Source organism: Arthrobacter sp. UYCu512, from assembly GCF_040547075.1.
Classification (GTDB): Bacteria; Actinomycetota; Actinomycetes; order Actinomycetales; family Micrococcaceae; genus Arthrobacter.
In genome coordinates, this window is the sequence record NZ_JBEPPA010000022.1 from 1 (window position 1) to 17,164 (window position 17,164).

13 protein-coding genes are annotated in these 17,164 nt (G+C 65.6%); 11 read left to right on the forward strand and 2 right to left on the reverse strand.

Annotation, left to right across the window (positions count from 1 at the left end):
• Nucleotides 1–96 precede the first annotated feature (96 nt).
• On the reverse strand, nucleotides 97–741 hold the full coding sequence (locus tag ABIB49_RS17355; protein ID WP_283480703.1) for a TIGR03085 family metal-binding protein: 645 nt from the start codon (nucleotides 739–741) through the stop codon (nucleotides 97–99).
• A gap of 171 nt (nucleotides 742–912) precedes the next feature.
• Here ABIB49_RS17355 and hisI point away from each other — a divergent pair, with 171 nt between their 5' ends.
• From hisI to pyk, 11 genes are all read left to right on the forward strand, one after another.
• Entirely contained in the window at nucleotides 913–1,371 is a 459-nt protein-coding gene (gene hisI, locus ABIB49_RS17360) for a phosphoribosyl-AMP cyclohydrolase (RefSeq protein WP_226774832.1), read from the forward strand.
• 108 nt (nucleotides 1,372–1,479) lie between these two features.
• Complete coding sequence (locus ABIB49_RS17365) at nucleotides 1,480–3,045, forward strand: anthranilate synthase component I (RefSeq protein ID WP_354157486.1); 1,566 nt, start codon at nucleotides 1,480–1,482, stop codon at nucleotides 3,043–3,045.
• Nucleotides 3,042–3,674, forward strand: a complete 633-nt coding sequence (locus ABIB49_RS17370) for a Trp biosynthesis-associated membrane protein (RefSeq protein WP_226774834.1) — start codon at nucleotides 3,042–3,044, stop codon at nucleotides 3,672–3,674. The genes ABIB49_RS17365 and ABIB49_RS17370 overlap by 4 nt, the downstream gene beginning before the upstream one ends.
• A gap of 78 nt (nucleotides 3,675–3,752) precedes the next feature.
• Nucleotides 3,753–4,043 (forward strand): HGxxPAAW family protein, encoded by a 291-nt coding sequence (locus ABIB49_RS17375; protein WP_226774835.1) that lies wholly within the window; start codon nucleotides 3,753–3,755, stop codon nucleotides 4,041–4,043.
• Between the two features lie 2 nt (nucleotides 4,044–4,045).
• Nucleotides 4,046–4,864 carry an indole-3-glycerol phosphate synthase TrpC gene (gene trpC, locus ABIB49_RS17380; protein WP_253033077.1) on the forward strand — a complete coding sequence of 273 codons (819 nt, stop codon included), beginning with the start codon at nucleotides 4,046–4,048 and terminating at the stop codon, nucleotides 4,862–4,864.
• A gap of 95 nt (nucleotides 4,865–4,959) precedes the next feature.
• The gene (trpB, locus tag ABIB49_RS17385; protein ID WP_283480677.1) at nucleotides 4,960–6,285 is read left to right on the forward strand and encodes a tryptophan synthase subunit beta; all 1,326 of its coding nucleotides are present in this window, start codon (nucleotides 4,960–4,962) and stop codon (nucleotides 6,283–6,285) included.
• Nucleotides 6,282–7,109, forward strand: a complete 828-nt coding sequence (trpA, locus tag ABIB49_RS17390; protein WP_226774838.1) for a tryptophan synthase subunit alpha — start codon at nucleotides 6,282–6,284, stop codon at nucleotides 7,107–7,109. Before trpB ends, trpA begins: the two co-directional genes overlap by 4 nt.
• A gap of 4 nt (nucleotides 7,110–7,113) precedes the next feature.
• Nucleotides 7,114–8,394: a prolipoprotein diacylglyceryl transferase gene (gene lgt / locus ABIB49_RS17395; protein ID WP_354157487.1), complete on the forward strand. Its 1,281-nt coding sequence runs from the start codon at nucleotides 7,114–7,116 to the stop codon at nucleotides 8,392–8,394.
• 263 nt (nucleotides 8,395–8,657) lie between these two features.
• Entirely contained in the window at nucleotides 8,658–13,268 is a 4,611-nt protein-coding gene (gltB, locus tag ABIB49_RS17400) for a glutamate synthase large subunit (RefSeq protein WP_283480681.1), read from the forward strand.
• Nucleotides 13,261–14,718, forward strand: a complete 1,458-nt coding sequence (locus ABIB49_RS17405) for a glutamate synthase subunit beta (RefSeq protein ID WP_253033072.1) — start codon at nucleotides 13,261–13,263, stop codon at nucleotides 14,716–14,718. Before gltB ends, ABIB49_RS17405 begins: the two co-directional genes overlap by 8 nt.
• An 86-nt stretch (nucleotides 14,719–14,804) precedes the next feature.
• Nucleotides 14,805–16,304: a pyruvate kinase gene (gene pyk, locus ABIB49_RS17410; protein WP_226774842.1), complete on the forward strand. Its 1,500-nt coding sequence runs from the start codon at nucleotides 14,805–14,807 to the stop codon at nucleotides 16,302–16,304.
• A gap of 92 nt (nucleotides 16,305–16,396) precedes the next feature.
• Here pyk and ABIB49_RS17415 read toward each other — a convergent pair whose 3' ends face one another.
• The gene (locus ABIB49_RS17415; protein WP_282359818.1) at nucleotides 16,397–17,002 is read right to left on the reverse strand and encodes an ANTAR domain-containing response regulator; all 606 of its coding nucleotides are present in this window, start codon (nucleotides 17,000–17,002) and stop codon (nucleotides 16,397–16,399) included.
• Nucleotides 17,003–17,164: the final 162 nt, after the last annotated feature.

A 17,164-nucleotide genomic window follows, 5' to 3' on the forward strand; every position in this document is an offset into this window, starting at 1 on the left:
CATGAAGACCTCTTAGTCGTTCGGTGAGTGTGGTAACCACCAACCTAAGAGGTCTTCACCCTTTCACCGTGTAACCAACGTCCTGGCTGAGTACACCTAGAGCCCGACTTCGGCTGACTGCAGGAGCGCGACGGCGTCCGGCTGGCCTTCGAAGGTTACGAGCGAATGTCGGGTCCGGCCGTGGGCGTGCATCAGGAGCTCGCCCGGCTCGCCAACGATCGCCACGGATACCGGTGCGCGCTTGGCGACGTGCCGGGGGCCAGAAGGGCGCACCAGCACAATGCCCAGGTCCACGCCGCGGTACAAGATGGCGGCGCGCTTGATCAGATCGTCCCAGAGGGCGTCGGAGTAGTCCTCGTCCAGGGCACGGGGCGCCCAGCGGTCGACGGCACGGCGGACGTCTTCCGTGTGGACGAAGTATTCGATCAGGTTGGCGCTTTCGTCCAGGGCCTTGATCTTCATTGGCGAGAACGCGGAGGGACCGGTACGGAATAACCTCACCAGCTTGGTGTACTCCTCCGGCGCCGTGAGCTTCGCTGCCAGTGCGGCCGTGGCCTGGTCCGATGCCTTGGCCAGCCGCTTCACCAGCAGCCCCAGACCAACAGCGGCCTTCCGCTCGCGCAGGTACAAGTGCGCGGCAAGGTCCCGGGTTTGCCACCCGGCACAGAGCGTGGGGGAGTCAGGGCCGGCCGCGAGCAGGGTTTCGGCCAAGAATTCTCGGGAGGGATCGACGAAATGCATCACTTGTGAAACTAGCACGAGACAGCGGCTCGTGTGCACTTGAATTGCCGTAGTTTTGGCATTAGCGGCCCCGATCTTATCGCGGTGGCGCCGATCCTCGGCGGACCGCGCTGCAAGCGGACCGCGGGCCAACTGGGCGCCGGCCCGAGTGAAGGCACTAGACTTGAGCTGATGTCTGAGCAGCCCGCCCCCGCCCTTGGTAGTGCCCACCCGCTTGATGGATCCCCGGATAACGGGGACGCCGTCGCCGCGACTGTTCCTGCCGCGCCTGCGGGCCCGCTCCCCGCAGGGCTCGCCGAAGCGTTAAAACGCGACAGCGCCGGGCTGGTCGCAGCGATTGTGCAGCAGTTTGACACCCATGAAGTGCTGATGCTGGGCTGGATGGACGACGAGGCACTTAGCCGCACCATGACCAGCGGGCGGGTGACGTTCTTCTCCCGCTCCCGCCAGGAGTATTGGCGCAAGGGCGACACTTCCGGTCACGTGCAGTGGGTCAAGTCGCTCGCCATGGATTGCGACGGCGATGCGCTGCTGGTCCGGGTGGACCAGGTCGGTGCCGCCTGCCACACCGGGACCCGGACCTGTTTTGCGGGCCGCGATCTCGACGCTGTCACCGGCCCCGCCGACTGACCCGGCAGTTGACCGCGGCGGACAACCGCACCGGGGCGGCGCCGCTATCCGGCCACAGCCAAGCAACCATCAGGACCACCACTGAAAGAACAGGCGGAAATCACAGCCATGCAGGACCTTGGAATCATTAGCCCAAGCCTGGCGGAGTTCCGTGAACTCGCAGGCCACAGCCGTGTTATCCCCGTCCGGCTCAAGGTACTGGCTGACGCCGAGACCCCGATCGGGCTGTACCGCAAACTCGCCCAGGGCCAGCCCGGAACGTTCCTGATGGAATCCGCGGCTGTCGGCGGCGCCTGGTCCCGCTACTCCTTCATCGGTGCCCGGTCCCGGGCCACCCTAACCACCAAGGACGGTCAGGCGCACTGGCTCGGCGAACCGCCGGTCGGCGTCCCGCTCGGCGGCAGCCCGGTGGACGCGATCCGCGACACCGTCGAGGCCCTCCGCACCGACCGGTTCGAAGGCCTGCCCCCGTTCACCTCCGGCCTGGTCGGATTCCTCGGCTGGGAAACCGTCCGGCACTGGGAAAAGCTGACCAGCCCGCCCGAGGACGACCTTCAGCTGCCCGACATGGCGCTGAACCTCGTCACTGACATGGCCGTGCACGACAACATGGACGGCACCGTGCTGCTGATTGCCAACGCCATCAACTTCGACAACAGCACCGAGCGCGTCGACGAGGCGTGGCACGACGCCGTCGCCCGGGTCAAGGCCCTGCTGGCCAAGGTCAGCGCCCCCGTCCGGCAGCCGGTCTCCGTGCTCGACGCCGCCGCACTCGACTTCGCCTCGAGCGTGCAGGAACGCTGGGAGGAAGCGGACTACCTCGCCGCCCTGGACCGCGGCAAGGAAGCGATCGTCGACGGCGAAGTGTTCCAGGTGGTCATCTCCCGGCGTTTCGAAATGGAATGCGGCGCGGATCCGCTGGACGTCTACCGGGTTCTGCGGAATACCAACCCCAGCCCGTACATGTACATCTTCAGCCTCGAGGATACTGCCGGCAGGCAGTACTCCATCGTCGGGTCCTCCCCGGAAGCACTCGTGACCGTGACCGGCGAGGACGTCATCACCCACCCCATCGCCGGGTCCAGACCGCGGGGCAAAACCGTTGAGGCGGACACGGCGCTGGCTGAAGAACTCCTCGCCGACGAAAAGGAACGCGCCGAGCATTTGATGCTTGTGGATCTCTCCCGCAACGACCTGTCCAAGGTCTGCGTCGCCGGATCCGTTGACGTGACCCAGTTTATGGAAGTCGAGCGGTTCAGCCACATCATGCATCTGGTTTCCACAGTGGTGGGCAAACTGGCCCCCAACGCCACCGCCTACGAAGTGCTGAAGGCGACATTTCCCGCCGGAACGCTCTCGGGCGCTCCCAAACCGCGGGCGTTGCGCTTGCTTGACGAACTTGAGCCGCACCGCCGCGGGATCTACGGGGGAGTGGTGGGCTACCTTGACTTCGCCGGCGACATGGACATGGCGATTGCCATCCGCTCTGCCCTGCTGCGGGAAGAACGCGCCTACGTGCAGGCCGGTGGCGGCATTGTGGCCGACTCCGTCAACGCCGCCGAGGCGCTGGAGACGGTCAACAAGGCCGCCGCCCCGCTGCGGGCCGTCCACTCTGCCCGGTCGCTGCGCAACATCACGGCGGACTCGATTTCCATTCCCGGGACGCAGCCATGAGCGGCACCGTCGTGAAGAGCACCAGCCCGGTGGTTCCGCGCTGGGCACGTAAGTCCACCCTGGTCCTGGCCATTACGGCGCTGGCACTTGCCGTCTTTGGTACCACAACGCAGGGCTGGCTAACCGTCCACCTCGATCCGGCCCAGCTCGGGGCGGCCGTCAGCAGCCAGGACGGCCTGCACGTGCAAGGCAGCAAAGCCGCCACCACAGTCACGGCACTGGCCCTGGTGGCACTCGCCGGCGGCCTGGCCGCGTCGATTGCCGGCCGGATCGCCCGCTGGATCATCACCGCGCTGATCCTGCTCGCCGCCGCCGGCATCGTCGGCGCCGCCGTGCTCGTCCTCGCGGACCCGGCGGCCGCAGCCCAGGGCTCCATCGCCGCCGCCACCGGAATCTCCGGCAGCGACGTCCAGGTGGACGTGACGGTGTTCCCGGTCCTCGCCGTCGTCGCCGGCGTCCTGCTGGGGCTCAGCGCGTTGCTGATCATCCCCGCAGGCCGCTTTTGGCGCTCGCGCACAAAATATGACACCGCGGCAACTGCCGCCGCCGGCGGGGCTGCGGCGCCGGCCGGCCCAACTGACGAGATCGACAGCTGGGACCGGTTGTCCCGCGGTGACGACCCCACTTGAGCCGATTCCGCGGGCGCGGCCAACTACACGGACAATAAATGGCAGAATGTAAGCAGTATTTACCCTGAGGAGATTCCCATGAGCAATGCCCCTGTTTCCGCCCCCAAGCCGGCTGCCGGAACCGGCTACTCCTACGACGACGTTGACCACAGCGAACCGACGGGCCACGGCAACAGCCCGGCCGCCTGGACCACCGTCCTGGTGATGCTGGTCGGCGCGCTCATTATGTCGATCGCCTTTGTTATCGCCAACACCCCGATCTTCATCGCGGGTGGTGTGGTGATGGCGATCGGCCTGGTCATTGGTTTCGCCATGCGCAAAGCCGGATACGGTGTTGGCGGCAGCAAGCTGAAGAACGCCGGCCACTAAGGGTGAGCGTTCTCGATGACATCAATGCCGGTGTCAGGGAGGATATGGCTGGCCGCCAGCGCCTTGTGACGCTCGCAGAACTGAAGGAGCGCGCGGCTGCAGCCCCGCCTGCTCGCGACGCCTGGACCGCCCTTGGCGGCGCTTCGGCAAGCCGGGAGCAGCTGAAGGTCATCGCCGAAATCAAGCGCCGGAGTCCCTCCAAAGGCGACCTCGCCAGCATCGCTGACCCCGCATCGTTGGCGGTGCAGTACGCCGACGGCGGTGCCGCCGCGATCAGCGTCCTGACCGAACAGCGCCGCTTCAACGGCTCGCTGGCCGACTTCGACGCCGTTCGGGCAGCCGTGGACATTCCGCTGCTGCGCAAGGACTTTATGATCGACGAATACCAGATCTGGGAGGCCCGGGCACACGGGGCCGACCTGATCCTGTTGATCGTTGCGTCCCTGTCCGACGCGCAACTGCGCGAGTTCACGGCCCTCAGCCGCGAACTCGGGATGAACGTACTCGTCGAGACGCACACCGCCGGAGAAGTCGAACGGGCGGTTGCTGCCGATGCCCGGATCATCGGGGTTAATGTACGCAACCTCAAGACACTCGACGTCGACCGTGCCGTCTTCGCCGAACTCGCCGGAAACATCCCCGCCGGTGCGCTGGTCATCGCGGAATCGGGTGTTCGCGGCGTCGACGACGTCCGGCACTATGCCGCCAACGGCGCCAATGCCGTCCTCGTGGGCGAAACGCTGGTCAGCGACGCGACACCGCGGGAGCGGATCGCCGAATTTATGGCCGCAGGAGCAGAAGAAATCGCCGCACGTTCCTGATCCGTGGTCCGGCCGGGCAATGCCCGTCCGGAGGCGGTCAGGGCTTCCGTGCGGCCCCCAGATCAAATAAGCAGTGGAACAGGATGGTGAGACTGATGGTCGATGCGCCAGCAGCCAACTCAGGCGAAAGCACCGTGGACGCGTTCCTGCAGGGTGGAGAATCCCTGCGGCATGCCCCCGGACCCTACTTCGGCTCCTACGGCGGCCGATGGATGCCGGAATCACTCATCGCGGCCCTGGATGAGCTGGAAGACACCTTCGAGAAGGCCAAAGCCGATCCCGAGTTCACCGCAGAAATTGCGGAGCTGAACAAGAACTACTCCGGCAGGCCTTCGCTGCTGACCGAAGCCAAGCGCTTCGCCGAGCACGCCGGCGGGATCCGGCTTTTCCTCAAGCGCGAGGACTTGAACCACACCGGGTCGCACAAGATCAACAACGTCCTGGGCCAGGCACTCCTTGCCAAGCGGATGGGCAAGACCCGACTCATCGCCGAGACCGGCGCCGGGCAGCACGGCGTCGCCAGCGCCACTGCCGCCGCCCTGATGGGCCTGGAATGCGTTGTTTACATGGGCGCCGAAGACTGCCGCCGGCAGGCCCTGAACGTGGCCCGGATGGAACTGCTCGGGGCCACTGTCATTCCGGTGACCAACGGCTCCCAGACCCTCAAGGATGCCATCAACGAGGCGCTCCGCGACTGGGTGGCCAACGTGGACAACACGCATTACCTGCTGGGCACAGTTGCCGGGGCGCACCCGTTCCCGGCCATGGTCCGGTACTTCCACGAGGTCATCGGCGAGGAAGCCCGCGCCCAGATCCTGGCGCAGACCGGCCGCCTGCCCGACGCGGTGTGCGCCTGCATCGGCGGCGGCTCCAATGCCATTGGCCTCTTCCACGGCTTCCTGGATGATCCTTCGGTGAAGATCTACGGATTCGAGGCCGGCGGCGACGGCGTCGAAACCGGCCGCCATGCCGCCACCATCACGCTCGGCAAGCCCGGAGTGCTGCACGGCGCACGCTCCTACCTGATGCAGGACGACGACGGCCAGACCATCGAATCGCACTCTATTTCGGCAGGCCTGGACTATCCCGGCGTCGGACCGGAGCACTCTTACCTCGCGGACATTGGACGGGTGAGCTACGAACCGATCACTGACAGTGAAGCCATGGACGCCTTCCGCTTGCTCTGCCGCACCGAGGGGATTATCCCGGCGATCGAGTCCGCGCATGCGCTGGCCGGTGCTATCAAGGTGGGCCAGCGGCTCGCTGCCGAAGCCGGGCCCGGAAGGGCAGCCGAGAAGATCATGATCGTTAATCTCTCCGGCCGCGGCGATAAGGACGTGGCTACCGCTGCCGAATGGTTCGACCTGCTGGATAAGGATTCACCCGAACACGAGATCGCCGCCGAAGGGGAACAGCTGTGAATGACCTGACCGACGCCGGGGCGGCCAGGACCGCCAGCAAGTCCGCTGCGGCCATTGACCGCGCCAAGGCCGAGGGCCGTGCAGCTCTGATCGGCTACCTTCCGGCCGGTTTCCCCAGCGTGGAAGACACCATCGCAGCCGGCATCGCCCTTGCGGAGAACGGCGCGGACCTGATCGAAATCGGCATCCCGTATTCGGACCCGGTGATGGATGGCCCCGTCATCCAGGCAGCGACGACGCAGGCCCTCGCCAAGGGCTTCCACGTTAAGGATGTCTTCGACGTCGTCCGCGGCATTACCAGCAAGACTGACGCTGCGGTGCTGGTCATGACCTACTGGAATCCCGTGGTCCGGATGGGTGTGGAGGACTTTTCCCGCCAGCTCGCCGAAGCCGGGGGAGCCGGTCTCATCACCCCGGACCTGATCCCGGACGAAGCCGCCGAATGGATGGCCGTTTCGGACAAATACGGCCTGGACCGGGTGTTCCTGGTGGCACCGTCCTCCTCACCGGCGCGGATGAAGCGCACCGTTGACGCGAGCCGGGGCTTTGTCTACGCCGTCTCGATCATGGGCGTCACCGGGGCCCGGACGTCGGTCAGCTCCGCGGCCAAGGACGTCGTCGCCGCCGCGCGTGCTGCCGGCGCTGAACGGGTTTGCGTGGGACTTGGCGTCTCCAACGCGGACCAGGTCCGCGAGATTGCCGCCTACGCGGACGGCGTGATTGTTGGCACCGCGCTGGTCGTGGCCATCGGCGACGGCGGCGTCGATGCGGTAGCGTCCTTGACGAAAGACCTCAGTACCGGCCTCACCAGGGAAGAAGCTTAAACACATGCAGTCAGTCCTCCACGCGGCAGCGATGATCCCCGCGAGTATTCCGAGCCCGGAATGGTCCGGTTTCGACATCCCGCTGCCATGGGGGTCACTGCGCATTCATGCCTACGCCCTGTGCATCCTGCTGGGCATCGTCGTGGGGCTGTGGCTCACGTCCGTCCGCTGGGCCAAGCGCGGCGCCCCGGAGGGCAGCGTCTGGGACATCGCCATTTGGGCCATCCCCTTGGGCATCATCGGAGGCCGGCTTTACCACGTGGTGTCCTCGCCGGATGCCTATTTCGGCCCCGGCTTCGACGGCACCGGCGACTTGTCCCTGATCCCGCAGCTCCAACGCGGCGGTCTGGGGATCTGGGGCGCCGTGCTGCTTGGCACCGTGGGCGCGTGGATCGGCTGCCGCAGGGCAGGTGTCAAACTGAGCGGGTTCCTCGACGCCGCCGCACCCGGGCTGCTGCTGGCCCAGGCGGTCGGCCGCTGGGGAAACTACTTCAACCAGGAACTCTTTGGCGGGCCCACCACGCTCCCGTGGGGGCTGCAGATCGACGCGGACAATCCGAACTTCCCGCCGGGTATGGCCGCTGGCACACTCTTCCACCCGACCTTCCTCTACGAGTCCCTGTGGAGCCTGGCCGGGGTGGGCATCCTGCTGCTGCTGGACCGCAAGTTCCGTTTCCGCCGCGGCCGGCTGTTCGCCCTGTATGCGGTCTACTACACGCTGGGCCGGGTCTGGATCGAGGCGATGCGGATCGATGACGCCGAGCAGATCACCTTCTTCGGCATTACCACCCGGCTGAACGTGTGGACCAGCATCGTCGTGTTGCTGGGCGCGCTGGCCATCTTCGTCATCCTGGGCCTGCGCAAGCGCACCGAGCCCGACACCGTGTACCTGGCGGGCCGTGCGCCGTCGGACGCCGATGCGGATACGGACGCCGACGCGGATGCGGAGGAGATCACGGTTCCGGACGACCATGACGCGGCCCATGCCGCAGATGACGCCCCCGCCGCGGAGGGTACTAAGGCCGGAAACGGCGCGGAAAACAAGGTGCCGGCGACCGTTCCGGCGTCCTCTGGCGACGTCCACCATTCGGATTCTGCTGTCTCAGATAGTGAATTGCGTGATACTCTCCCTGAGAACCAAAGCGGTCCAGGTCACGTTTCCGCCCCAGCTGGGACGTCACAGGAACCCGGCGGCGGCACCAAGCCCGCCGCGGGAGCACCGGCAGCCGGAACACCCGGACGCCAGAGCACCGGGACCGCGCCGGAGGCTGAGGGCACCAAGTAGCTCAGTCCCCGAAAGCCGGGCTGCGGGGTCACCCCCCCCGCAAGGCCCGTTCCACAGCGTCGTGGCGGCAGGGAAGCAACGGACATTAAACAGTTGGTGTTTCGAGCAAGCCCGGGCCGGGGCCGCGTAACTGTTAGTGCAGGAAGCGGCGCTGGCCTACAATTCGAGTAAGAACATACTCTGTTGCACCCGTCACACCGGCGCACCGATTCGGGCCAATGTTGTCCCTCCCATACGCACGATCAGGAGGAAGGACGTCTCCCATGACCCAAACCCTGCACAGCCCCAGTTGGTCCGAGCCGAACCAGGCCGCCATGTCACCTTTCAAGCGGTTCGCGGCGCTTCCCGAAGCGGCCGGACTCTACAACCCGGAGCAGGAGAAGGACGCCTGCGGCCTCGCCATTATCGCCACGCTGCGGGGCGAGCCGGGCTACGACATTGTTGACGCGGCCCTGACAGCCCTGCGCAACCTCGAGCACCGCGGTGCCGTGGGCGCCGACGAGGGAACCGGCGACGGCGCCGGACTGCTGATGCAGGTCCCGGACGAATTCTTCCGCGCAGTTACCGACTTCGAGCTTCCCGCCCCCGGCCAGTTTGTGGTGGGGACGGCTTTCCTCCCGGCCGAGCAGCGCGAATCCGACGCCGCGAAGGCGGGCATCGAAAGCCTTGCCGCGGACGAGGGCATGACGGTCCTCGGCTGGCGTGAGGTGCCGATCGTCGCTGACCTGGTCGGGGCGATGGCCCGGGCCTGCATGCCGTATTTCTCCCAGCCCTTCTTTGCCTCCAGCAACGGGGAAGTGCTGGAGCGCAACGAACTCGACTCGCGGGCCTGGCGGATCCGGAAGCGGGCGCAGAACAAATACGGCGTGTACTTCCCGTCGTTGTCCTCCCGGACCATCGTCTACAAGGGCATGCTCACAACGGCCCAGCTCGAGCCGTTTTATCCGGACCTCTCGGACAAACGCTTTAAGACCAAGCTCGCGATCGTCCACTCACGCTTCTCCACCAACACCTTCCCGTCCTGGCCGCTGGCCCAGCCCTTCAGGACCATCGCCCACAACGGCGAAATCAATACGGTCAAGGGAAACCGCAACTGGATGCGCGCCCGCCAGTCCCAGCTGGCCAACCCGCTGCTGGGGGATTCGCCGGAGGAGCTGTACCCGATCTGCACCCCGGGCGCTTCCGACTCGGCCTCCTTCGACGAGGTAGCGGAGTTGCTCTGGCTTTCGGGCCGGCCGATCACGCACTCGATCATGATGATGATCCCAGAGGCCTGGGAAAACCACGCCACGATGGACCCGGCCCGCCGTGCCTTCTACGAATACCACTCCATGCTGATGGAACCGTGGGACGGTCCCGCCGCCGTCTCCTTCACCGACGGCAACCTCGTCGGCGCCACCCTGGACCGCAACGGGCTCCGTCCGGGCCGGTTCTGGATCACCGAAGACGGCCTGATCATTTTCGCCTCCGAGGTCGGTGTGATCGACGTCGAACCCTCCAAGGTGGTGAAAAAGGGGCGCGTCTCACCCGGGAAGATGTTCCTGGTGGACACCGACGCCGGCCGGATCATCAGCGACGCCGAGGTCAAGGCCGAGGTGGCGGCGGCCAACCCCTGGGCGGACTGGGTCAAGGAAAACCTGATCGACCTGAAGGACCTGCCCGAACGCGAGCACGTGGTCCATACGGCGGCCTCGGTCAATATTCGCCAGCGCACCTTTGGCTACACCACCGAGGAACTGAAGATTCTGCTCGGCCCGATGGCCCGGACCGGCGCGGAGCCGCTCGGAGCCATGGGATCGGACACTCCCGTGGCCGTGCTCTCCAAGCGGCCCCGGCTGTTGTTCGACTATTTTGTGCAGTCCTTCGCGCAGGTCACCAACCCGCCGCTGGACGCCATCCGCGAGGAACTGGTCACGTCGCTGACCTGCGCCATCGGCCCGAACGGTAACCTGCTGGACACCAAGCAGGTCCGCCAGCCGCAGGTTTCGCTGCCGTTCCCCGTGATCAACAACGACCAGCTCGCCAAGATCGCGAACATCGAGAGCCCCGACGGGGACAGGGTCGCCATGAAGGTCCGCGGCCTGTACCGCCCCGAGGGCGGCGAGAACGCGCTGCGCGCCCGGTTGACCGAAATCTGCGAGCAGGTGTCCGGTGCCATCAACCGCGGTGTGCAGTACGTTGTACTCTCGGACCGCGACTCCAACGCCCAGTGGGCGCCGATCCCTTCGCTGCTGCTGGTCAGCGCCGTGCACCACCACCTGCTGCGCAGCGCCAACCGCACCAAGACTGCCCTTGTGGTCGAGGCCGGCGACGTCCGCGAAACGCACCACGTCGCCGTGCTGATCGGTTACGGTGCCTCCGCCGTGAACCCGTACCTGGCGATGGAATCAGTGGAACAGCTGATCTCCGCGGGCGACGTCGTTGGGGTCACCCAGCATGACGGTGTCTACAACCTGATCAAGGGCCTCGGCAAGGGTGTCCTGAAGATCATGTCAAAGATGGGCATCTCCACCGTGGCCTCCTATACAGGGGCCCAGACCTTCGAAGCCCTTGGCCTGGGCCAGGACCTGGTGGACGAGTATTTCTCCGGCACCCACTCCCAGCTCGGCGGGATCGGCCTGGACGTCATTGCCGCGGAGGTCGCCGCCCGCCACCGGATGGCGTACCCCGAAAACGGCATTGAGCAGCCCCACCAGCCGCTGCTCGGCGGCGGTGAGTACCAGTGGCGCCGCGATGGCGAGCCGCACCTGTTCAACCCGGAGACCGTGTTCCGGCTGCAGCACGCCACCCGTGAGCGCCGTTATGACATCTTCAAGGCCTATACCCGCGGCGTTGACGACCAGTCCGAGAACCTCATGACCCTTCGCGGGCTCCTGAAGTTCAAGGCCGGGCTGCGTCCCGCGGTCCCGCTGGAGGAAGTGGAATCTGTTTCCAGTATCGTCAAGCGGTTCTCCACCGGCGCGATGAGCTACGGCTCGATCTCCCAGGAGGCCCACGAAACCCTCGCGATCGCCATGAACCGGCTGGGCGGAAAGTCCAACACCGGTGAAGGCGGCGAGGACGTGGACCGGCTGCTCGACCCGACGCGGCGCTCGGCGGTCAAACAGATTGCCTCCGGGCGTTTCGGTGTGACCAGCCTCTACCTGACCAATGCCGATGACATCCAGATCAAGATGGCGCAGGGTGCCAAGCCCGGCGAAGGCGGTCAGCTGATGGCACAGAAGGTTTACCCATGGGTGGCCCGGACACGGCACTCGACGCCCGGCGTCGGGCTCATCTCCCCGCCCCCGCACCACGACATCTACTCGATCGAGGACCTCGCCCAGCTGATTTACGATGCGAAGCGGGCCAACCCCTCCGCGCGGGTGCACGTCAAGTTGGTCTCCGAGGTTGGAATCGGCACGGTAGCCGCCGGCGTTACGAAGGCCAAAGCCGACGTTGTGCTGGTCTCCGGGCACGACGGCGGAACCGGCGCCTCTCCGCTGAACTCGCTTAAGCACGCCGGTGTGCCGTGGGAACTCGGACTCGCCGAGACCCAGCAGACCCTGATGCTCAACGGGCTGCGCGACCGCGTGGTGGTGCAGGTGGACGGGCAGCTCAAGACCGGCCGCGACGTTGTGATCGCTGCGCTGCTCGGTGGTGAGGAGTTCGGTTTTGCCACTGCCCCGCTGGTGGTGTCCGGCTGCATTATGATGCGTGTCTGCCACCTGGACACCTGCCCGGTGGGCGTTGCAACGCAGAACCCGGAGCTGCGTTCCCGTTTCAGCGGCAAACCGGAATTCGTGGTGAACTTCTTCGAATTCCTCGCCGAGGAGGTCCGGGAGATCCTGGCCGAGCTTGGCTTCCGGAGCATTCAGGAAGCGATTGGCCACGCCGAGATGCTCGACACCCGCGAAGCGATCAATCACTGGAAGGCCGACGGGCTGGACCTGGACCCGATTCTGCATGGGCTCGAGTTCGACGACGAGGCCCCGCTGCGCAACCTCACGGGACAGAACCATGAGCTGGACAAGCACTTCGACCAGCGCCTGATTGCGATGGCTGCGGAAGCCCTGAGTGACCGGACCCCGGTCCGGATCGCCGTGGATGTTATCAACACCGACCGCTCTGTCGGCACGATGCTCGGTCATGTGGTCACCAAGACCTTCAGCACCGACGTGCTGGCGACGGACACCATCGACATCACCCTGACGGGCACCGCCGGGCAGTCACTCGGAGCCTTCCTGCCGGCCGGTATTACGCTGCGGATGTTCGGTGACTCCAACGACTATGTCGGCAAGGGGCTTTCCGGAGGCCGCATCATCGTCCGGCCGGACCGCACCAATGTCTTCCCGGCGGAACGCAATGTGATCGCCGGCAACGTGATCGGCTACGGTGCCACGAGCGGCGAGATGTATTTGCGGGGCCAGGTCGGCGAACGTTTTATGGTCCGCAATTCCGGCGCTACCGCGGTGGCTGAAGGAATCGGCGACCATGGCTGCGAGTACATGACCGGCGGCCAGACGCTCGTCCTCGGGCGTACCGGCCGTAACTTCGGTGCCGGCATGTCCGGCGGGACGGCCTACGTGCTGGACCTGAAGACCGAACGCGTCAACAAGCAGGCCCTGGAATCCGGCGAGCTGCAGCTGCACGAGCTGGATGCCGAGGACCGGGATATCGTCCACGGACTGCTGCTCAAGCACACCGAGGAGACAGAGTCGTTGCTGGGGGCACGGCTGCTGGAGAACTTCGATGACACCGCGGCCCGTATCACCAAGGTGCTGCCGCGCGACTATGCGGCAGTCCTGCAAACCCGTCTTGATGCCATCGAAGAGGGGCTGGACCCCGACGGTGAAGAAGTTTGGTCTCGAATCCTGGAGGTGACCGGTGGCTGATCCACGCGGATTTTTGAAAGTACGTCAGCGCGAAACACAGCCGCGCCGCCCCGTCCCGGTCCGCATCATGGATTGGAAAGAGGTCTATGAGGCGCAGGAAAACGGTGTCCTGAAGGCTCAGGCCGGCCGCTGCATGGACTGCGGTGTGCCGTTCTGCCACCAGGGCTGCCCGCTGGGCAACCTCATTCCGGAGTGGAACGACCTCATCTGGCGGGATAAGGGCGAGGAAGCCATGGAACGGCTGCACGCCACCAACAACTTCCCCGAGTTCACCGGCCGGCTTTGCCCGGCGCCCTGCGAGGCGTCCTGCGTGCTGGGGATCAACCAGCCGGCAGTCACCATCAAACAGGTGGAGGTCTCGATCGTTGACCAGGCGTTCGAGAACGGTTGGGTCAACCCGCTGCCGCCGGCCCGCCTGTCCGGCAAGACGGTCGCCGTCGTCGGTTCCGGTCCCGCCGGACTCGCCGTCGCCCAGCAGCTGACCCGGGTAGGCCATACTGTCGCCGTCTACGAGCGCGATGACAAGATCGGCGGCCTCCTGCGGTACGGAATCCCTGATTTCAAGATGGAGAAAGAGCACGTTGACCGCCGCCTGGAGCAGATGAAGGCCGAAGGCACCCGCTTCCGGACCGGCGTCGCCGTCGGCAGCGACGTGACCTGGGAGCAGCTCCGGCGCCGGTACGACGCAGTTGTCGTCGCCACCGGCGCCACCGTACCGCGTGACCTGCCGATCCCGGGCCGCGAGTTCGAGGGAGTGCATTTCGCGATGGACTACCTTGTCCCGGCCAACCGTGTGGTGGCGGGGGAGAGCGTGGAGAACCAGATCAACGCGGCCGGCAAGCACGTGGTGATCCTCGGAGGCGGCGACACCGGCGCGGACTGCCTCGGGACCGCGCACCGGCACCAGGCTGCGTCGGTGACCACCTTGGCGATCGGTAAGCAGCCGCCGGCGGAGCGGGCCGGCCACCAGCCCTGGCCGACGTTCCCGACCCTGTTCGAAGTGGCCAGCGCGCACGAGGAAGGTGGCGAGCGCACCTATCTCGCCTCCACAGTGGAGTTCGTAGGCGAGAACGGCGTAGTTACCGGAGTTAAGGTAGCTGAAACCGAATTCGTCGACGGCAAGCGGCTCCCGAAGGCCGGCACCGAGCGGATCATTCCGGCCGATCTGGTCCTGCTGTCGCTCGGCTTCACCGGTCCGGAACCGGCAGGGATTACCGAGCAGGTCAGCGCCGAGTTCGACGGCCGCGGCAACGTGGCCCGCGACGGCTACTACATGACCAACACGGAGGGAATCTTCGTCGCCGGAGACGCTGGCCGCGGCCAGTCACTCATCGTCTGGGCCATCGCGGAGGGACGCGCCTGCGCCGCGGCGGTGGATAAGTTCCTGATGGGCAGCACCATTCTTCCGGCACCAGTATCCCCGAGCGACCGGGCCATGGCCGTCCTGTAGTCCGGCCCCTCCCGGTGCCGGGACGGACGCCAGCCGTTCGTCCCCGCGACAACTTAAAACAACCAAGAGACAACTAGGGTAGGTATATGAGACGCGCAAAAATTGTGGCCACGTTCGGACCGGCGATCGCGAGCTTTGACAACACGCTCGCCGTGCTGGAAGCCGGGGTCGACGTGGCCCGGATGAACATGAGCCACGGAGACTACGCCGTGCACGACAACACATACGAGAACGTCCGCAAGGCTGCCGGTCAGCTGGGCAAGGCAGTTGCCATCATGGCCGACCTGCAGGGGCCGAAAATCCGCCTCGGCCGGTTTGTGGACGGGCCGCACCTGCTGGCTGTAGGCGACACCTTCACCATCACCACCGAGGATGTCCCGGGCACCAAGGACATTTGCTCCACGACCCTCAAGACCCTCACCGAGGACGTCAACCCCGGCGATGCGCTGCTGATCGACGACGGCAAGGTTGCCCTTCGGGCGATCGACGTCGACGCCGTCAAGGTGGTTGCCCAGGTGATCGTTGGCGGGTACGTCTCGAACAACAAGGGCATCAACCTGCCCGGCGTTGCCGTGAACGTCCCGGCACTGAGCGAAAAGGACGAGGACGACCTGCGCTGGGCCATGCGCCGCGGCGTGGACATGGTGGCCCTCTCCTTCGTCCGCGATGCCTCGGACATCACCCGCGTCCACGAGATCATGGACGAAGAAGGCCGCCGCGTACCGGTGATCGCCAAGATCGAGAAGCCCCAGGCCGTTGAGCAGCTCCCGGAGATCATTGACGCGTTCGACGCCATTATGGTGGCCCGTGGCGACCTCGGTGTGGAACTTCCCCTGGAGGAAGTGCCGATCGTGCAGAAGCGAGCCGTCGAACTTGCACGACGCTGGGCCAAGCCGGTCATCGTGGCAACCCAAGTACTCGAATCCATGATCGACAACCCGCGCCCGACCCGCGCTGAGGCTTCTGACTGCGCCAACGCAGTGCTCGACGGTGCCGACGCCGTGATGCTCTCTGGCGAGACCAGCGTGGGCAAGTACCCGATCGAGACCGTCAAGGTGATGGCCCGGATCATCGAATCAACCGAGGTCCACGGCCTGGAACGCGTCCCCCCGCTGGGCACCAAGCCCAAGACCCGGGGCGGCGCCATCACCCGTGCCGCCGTCGAAATCGCCGATCAGCTGGATGCGAAGTACATCTGTACCTTCACCCAGTCCGGCGACTCGGCACGGCGTTTGTCGCGCCTGCGTCCGATCCGTCCGGTGTTCGCCTTCACCCCGGTGGAGCACGTCTGGAACCAGCTGGCGCTCACGTGGGGCATCCAGCCGGTGCTGGTCCCGATGGTGGGCCACACGGATGAGATGACTGCCCAGGTTGACCGCAGCTTGCTGGACATGGACCTCGTTGACGACGGTGACATGGTGGTTATTGCCGCCGGTTCGCCTCCCGGAAAGGCCGGTTCCACGAATATGCTGAAGGTACACCGTGTCGGCGACCTCGCGGACGCCGGAAGCCACGGCAACACCGAGGTCACCAAGGACAAGGTGGGCCCGTGGCCGGAACGGAAGAAGCGGAACAGCAAAATCTAGTTCCGTCACTGCCGACAAAAGGGAGGGTCCCCGCCACTGGCGGGGACCCTCCCTTTTGTCGTGCGAATCAGGCTATGGTGTTCCCGGCCCGGCTAGTTGACCTGGTTGATGATGGTCTCGGCCACCTCACGCATGCTCAGGCGGCGGTCCATCGAGGTTTTCTGGATCCAACGGAACGCCTCCGGCTCCGTCAGTCCCATCTTGGTGGTCAGGAGGCTCTTGGCGCGCTCCACAAGCTTGCGGGTGGCGAACTGTTCCTGGAGGTCGGTCACTTCGCTTTCGAGGGCCTTGATCTCCTCGTGGCGGGAGAGTGCGATCTCCAGGGCGGGGATGAGGTCCGCCGGAGTGAAGGGCTTGACCACGTAGGCCATGGCGCCGGCGTCGCGGGCGCGCTCGACGAGTTCCTTCTGGCTGAATGCGGTGAGCAGGACCACGGGGGCGATCCGGGCCTTGACGATTTTCTCAGCAGCTGTGATGCCATCCATGATTGGCATCTTGACGTCCATCAGGACGAGGTCCGGCTTAAGTTCCTCGGCGAGCTGGACGGCCTTTTCGCCATTGTCCGCTTCACCGACGACGTCGTAGCCTTCACCCCGCAGGATCTCGATGATGTCGAGCCGGATGAGGGTCTCGTCCTCGGCGACAACCACGCGGCGCGCCGGCTTGGACGTGGTGTTTGACTCCGTCTGTTCTGACACGGGAACTCCTTGGAAAGGTGCGGCGGGAACTAGACCATCTTAGGTTGTCACCGCTGCGCTGCTGGGACCGGACATGTTCGATGCGGCGTCACTGGCGCGATTCTGGAATTCAGCCTATCTGCATGTAGAGTAATTTCGCGCACTGGAAGCGATAGCGTTGCT

Bases quoted from the DNA above. Each gene is read 5' to 3' on its own strand.
- ABIB49_RS17375 (WP_226774835.1), top strand. From the start codon at position 3,753: ATGAGCAATGCCCCTGTTTCCGCCCCCAAGCCGGCTGCCGGAACCGGC.
- ABIB49_RS17370 (WP_226774834.1), top strand. From the start codon at position 3,042: ATGAGCGGCACCGTCGTGAAGAGCACCAGCCCGGTGGTTCCGCGCTGG.
- lgt (WP_354157487.1), top strand. From the start codon at position 7,114: ATGCAGTCAGTCCTCCACGCGGCAGCGATGATCCCCGCGAGTATTCCG.
- ABIB49_RS17365 (WP_354157486.1), top strand. From the start codon at position 1,480: ATGCAGGACCTTGGAATCATTAGCCCAAGCCTGGCGGAGTTCCGTGAA.
- hisI (WP_226774832.1), top strand. From the start codon at position 913: ATGTCTGAGCAGCCCGCCCCCGCCCTTGGTAGTGCCCACCCGCTTGAT.
- gltB (WP_283480681.1), top strand. From the start codon at position 8,658: ATGACCCAAACCCTGCACAGCCCCAGTTGGTCCGAGCCGAACCAGGCC.
- pyk (WP_226774842.1), top strand. From the start codon at position 14,805: ATGAGACGCGCAAAAATTGTGGCCACGTTCGGACCGGCGATCGCGAGC.
- trpB (WP_283480677.1), top strand. From the start codon at position 4,960: ATGGTCGATGCGCCAGCAGCCAACTCAGGCGAAAGCACCGTGGACGCG.
- ABIB49_RS17355 (WP_283480703.1), bottom strand. From the start codon at position 741: ATGCATTTCGTCGATCCCTCCCGAGAATTCTTGGCCGAAACCCTGCTC.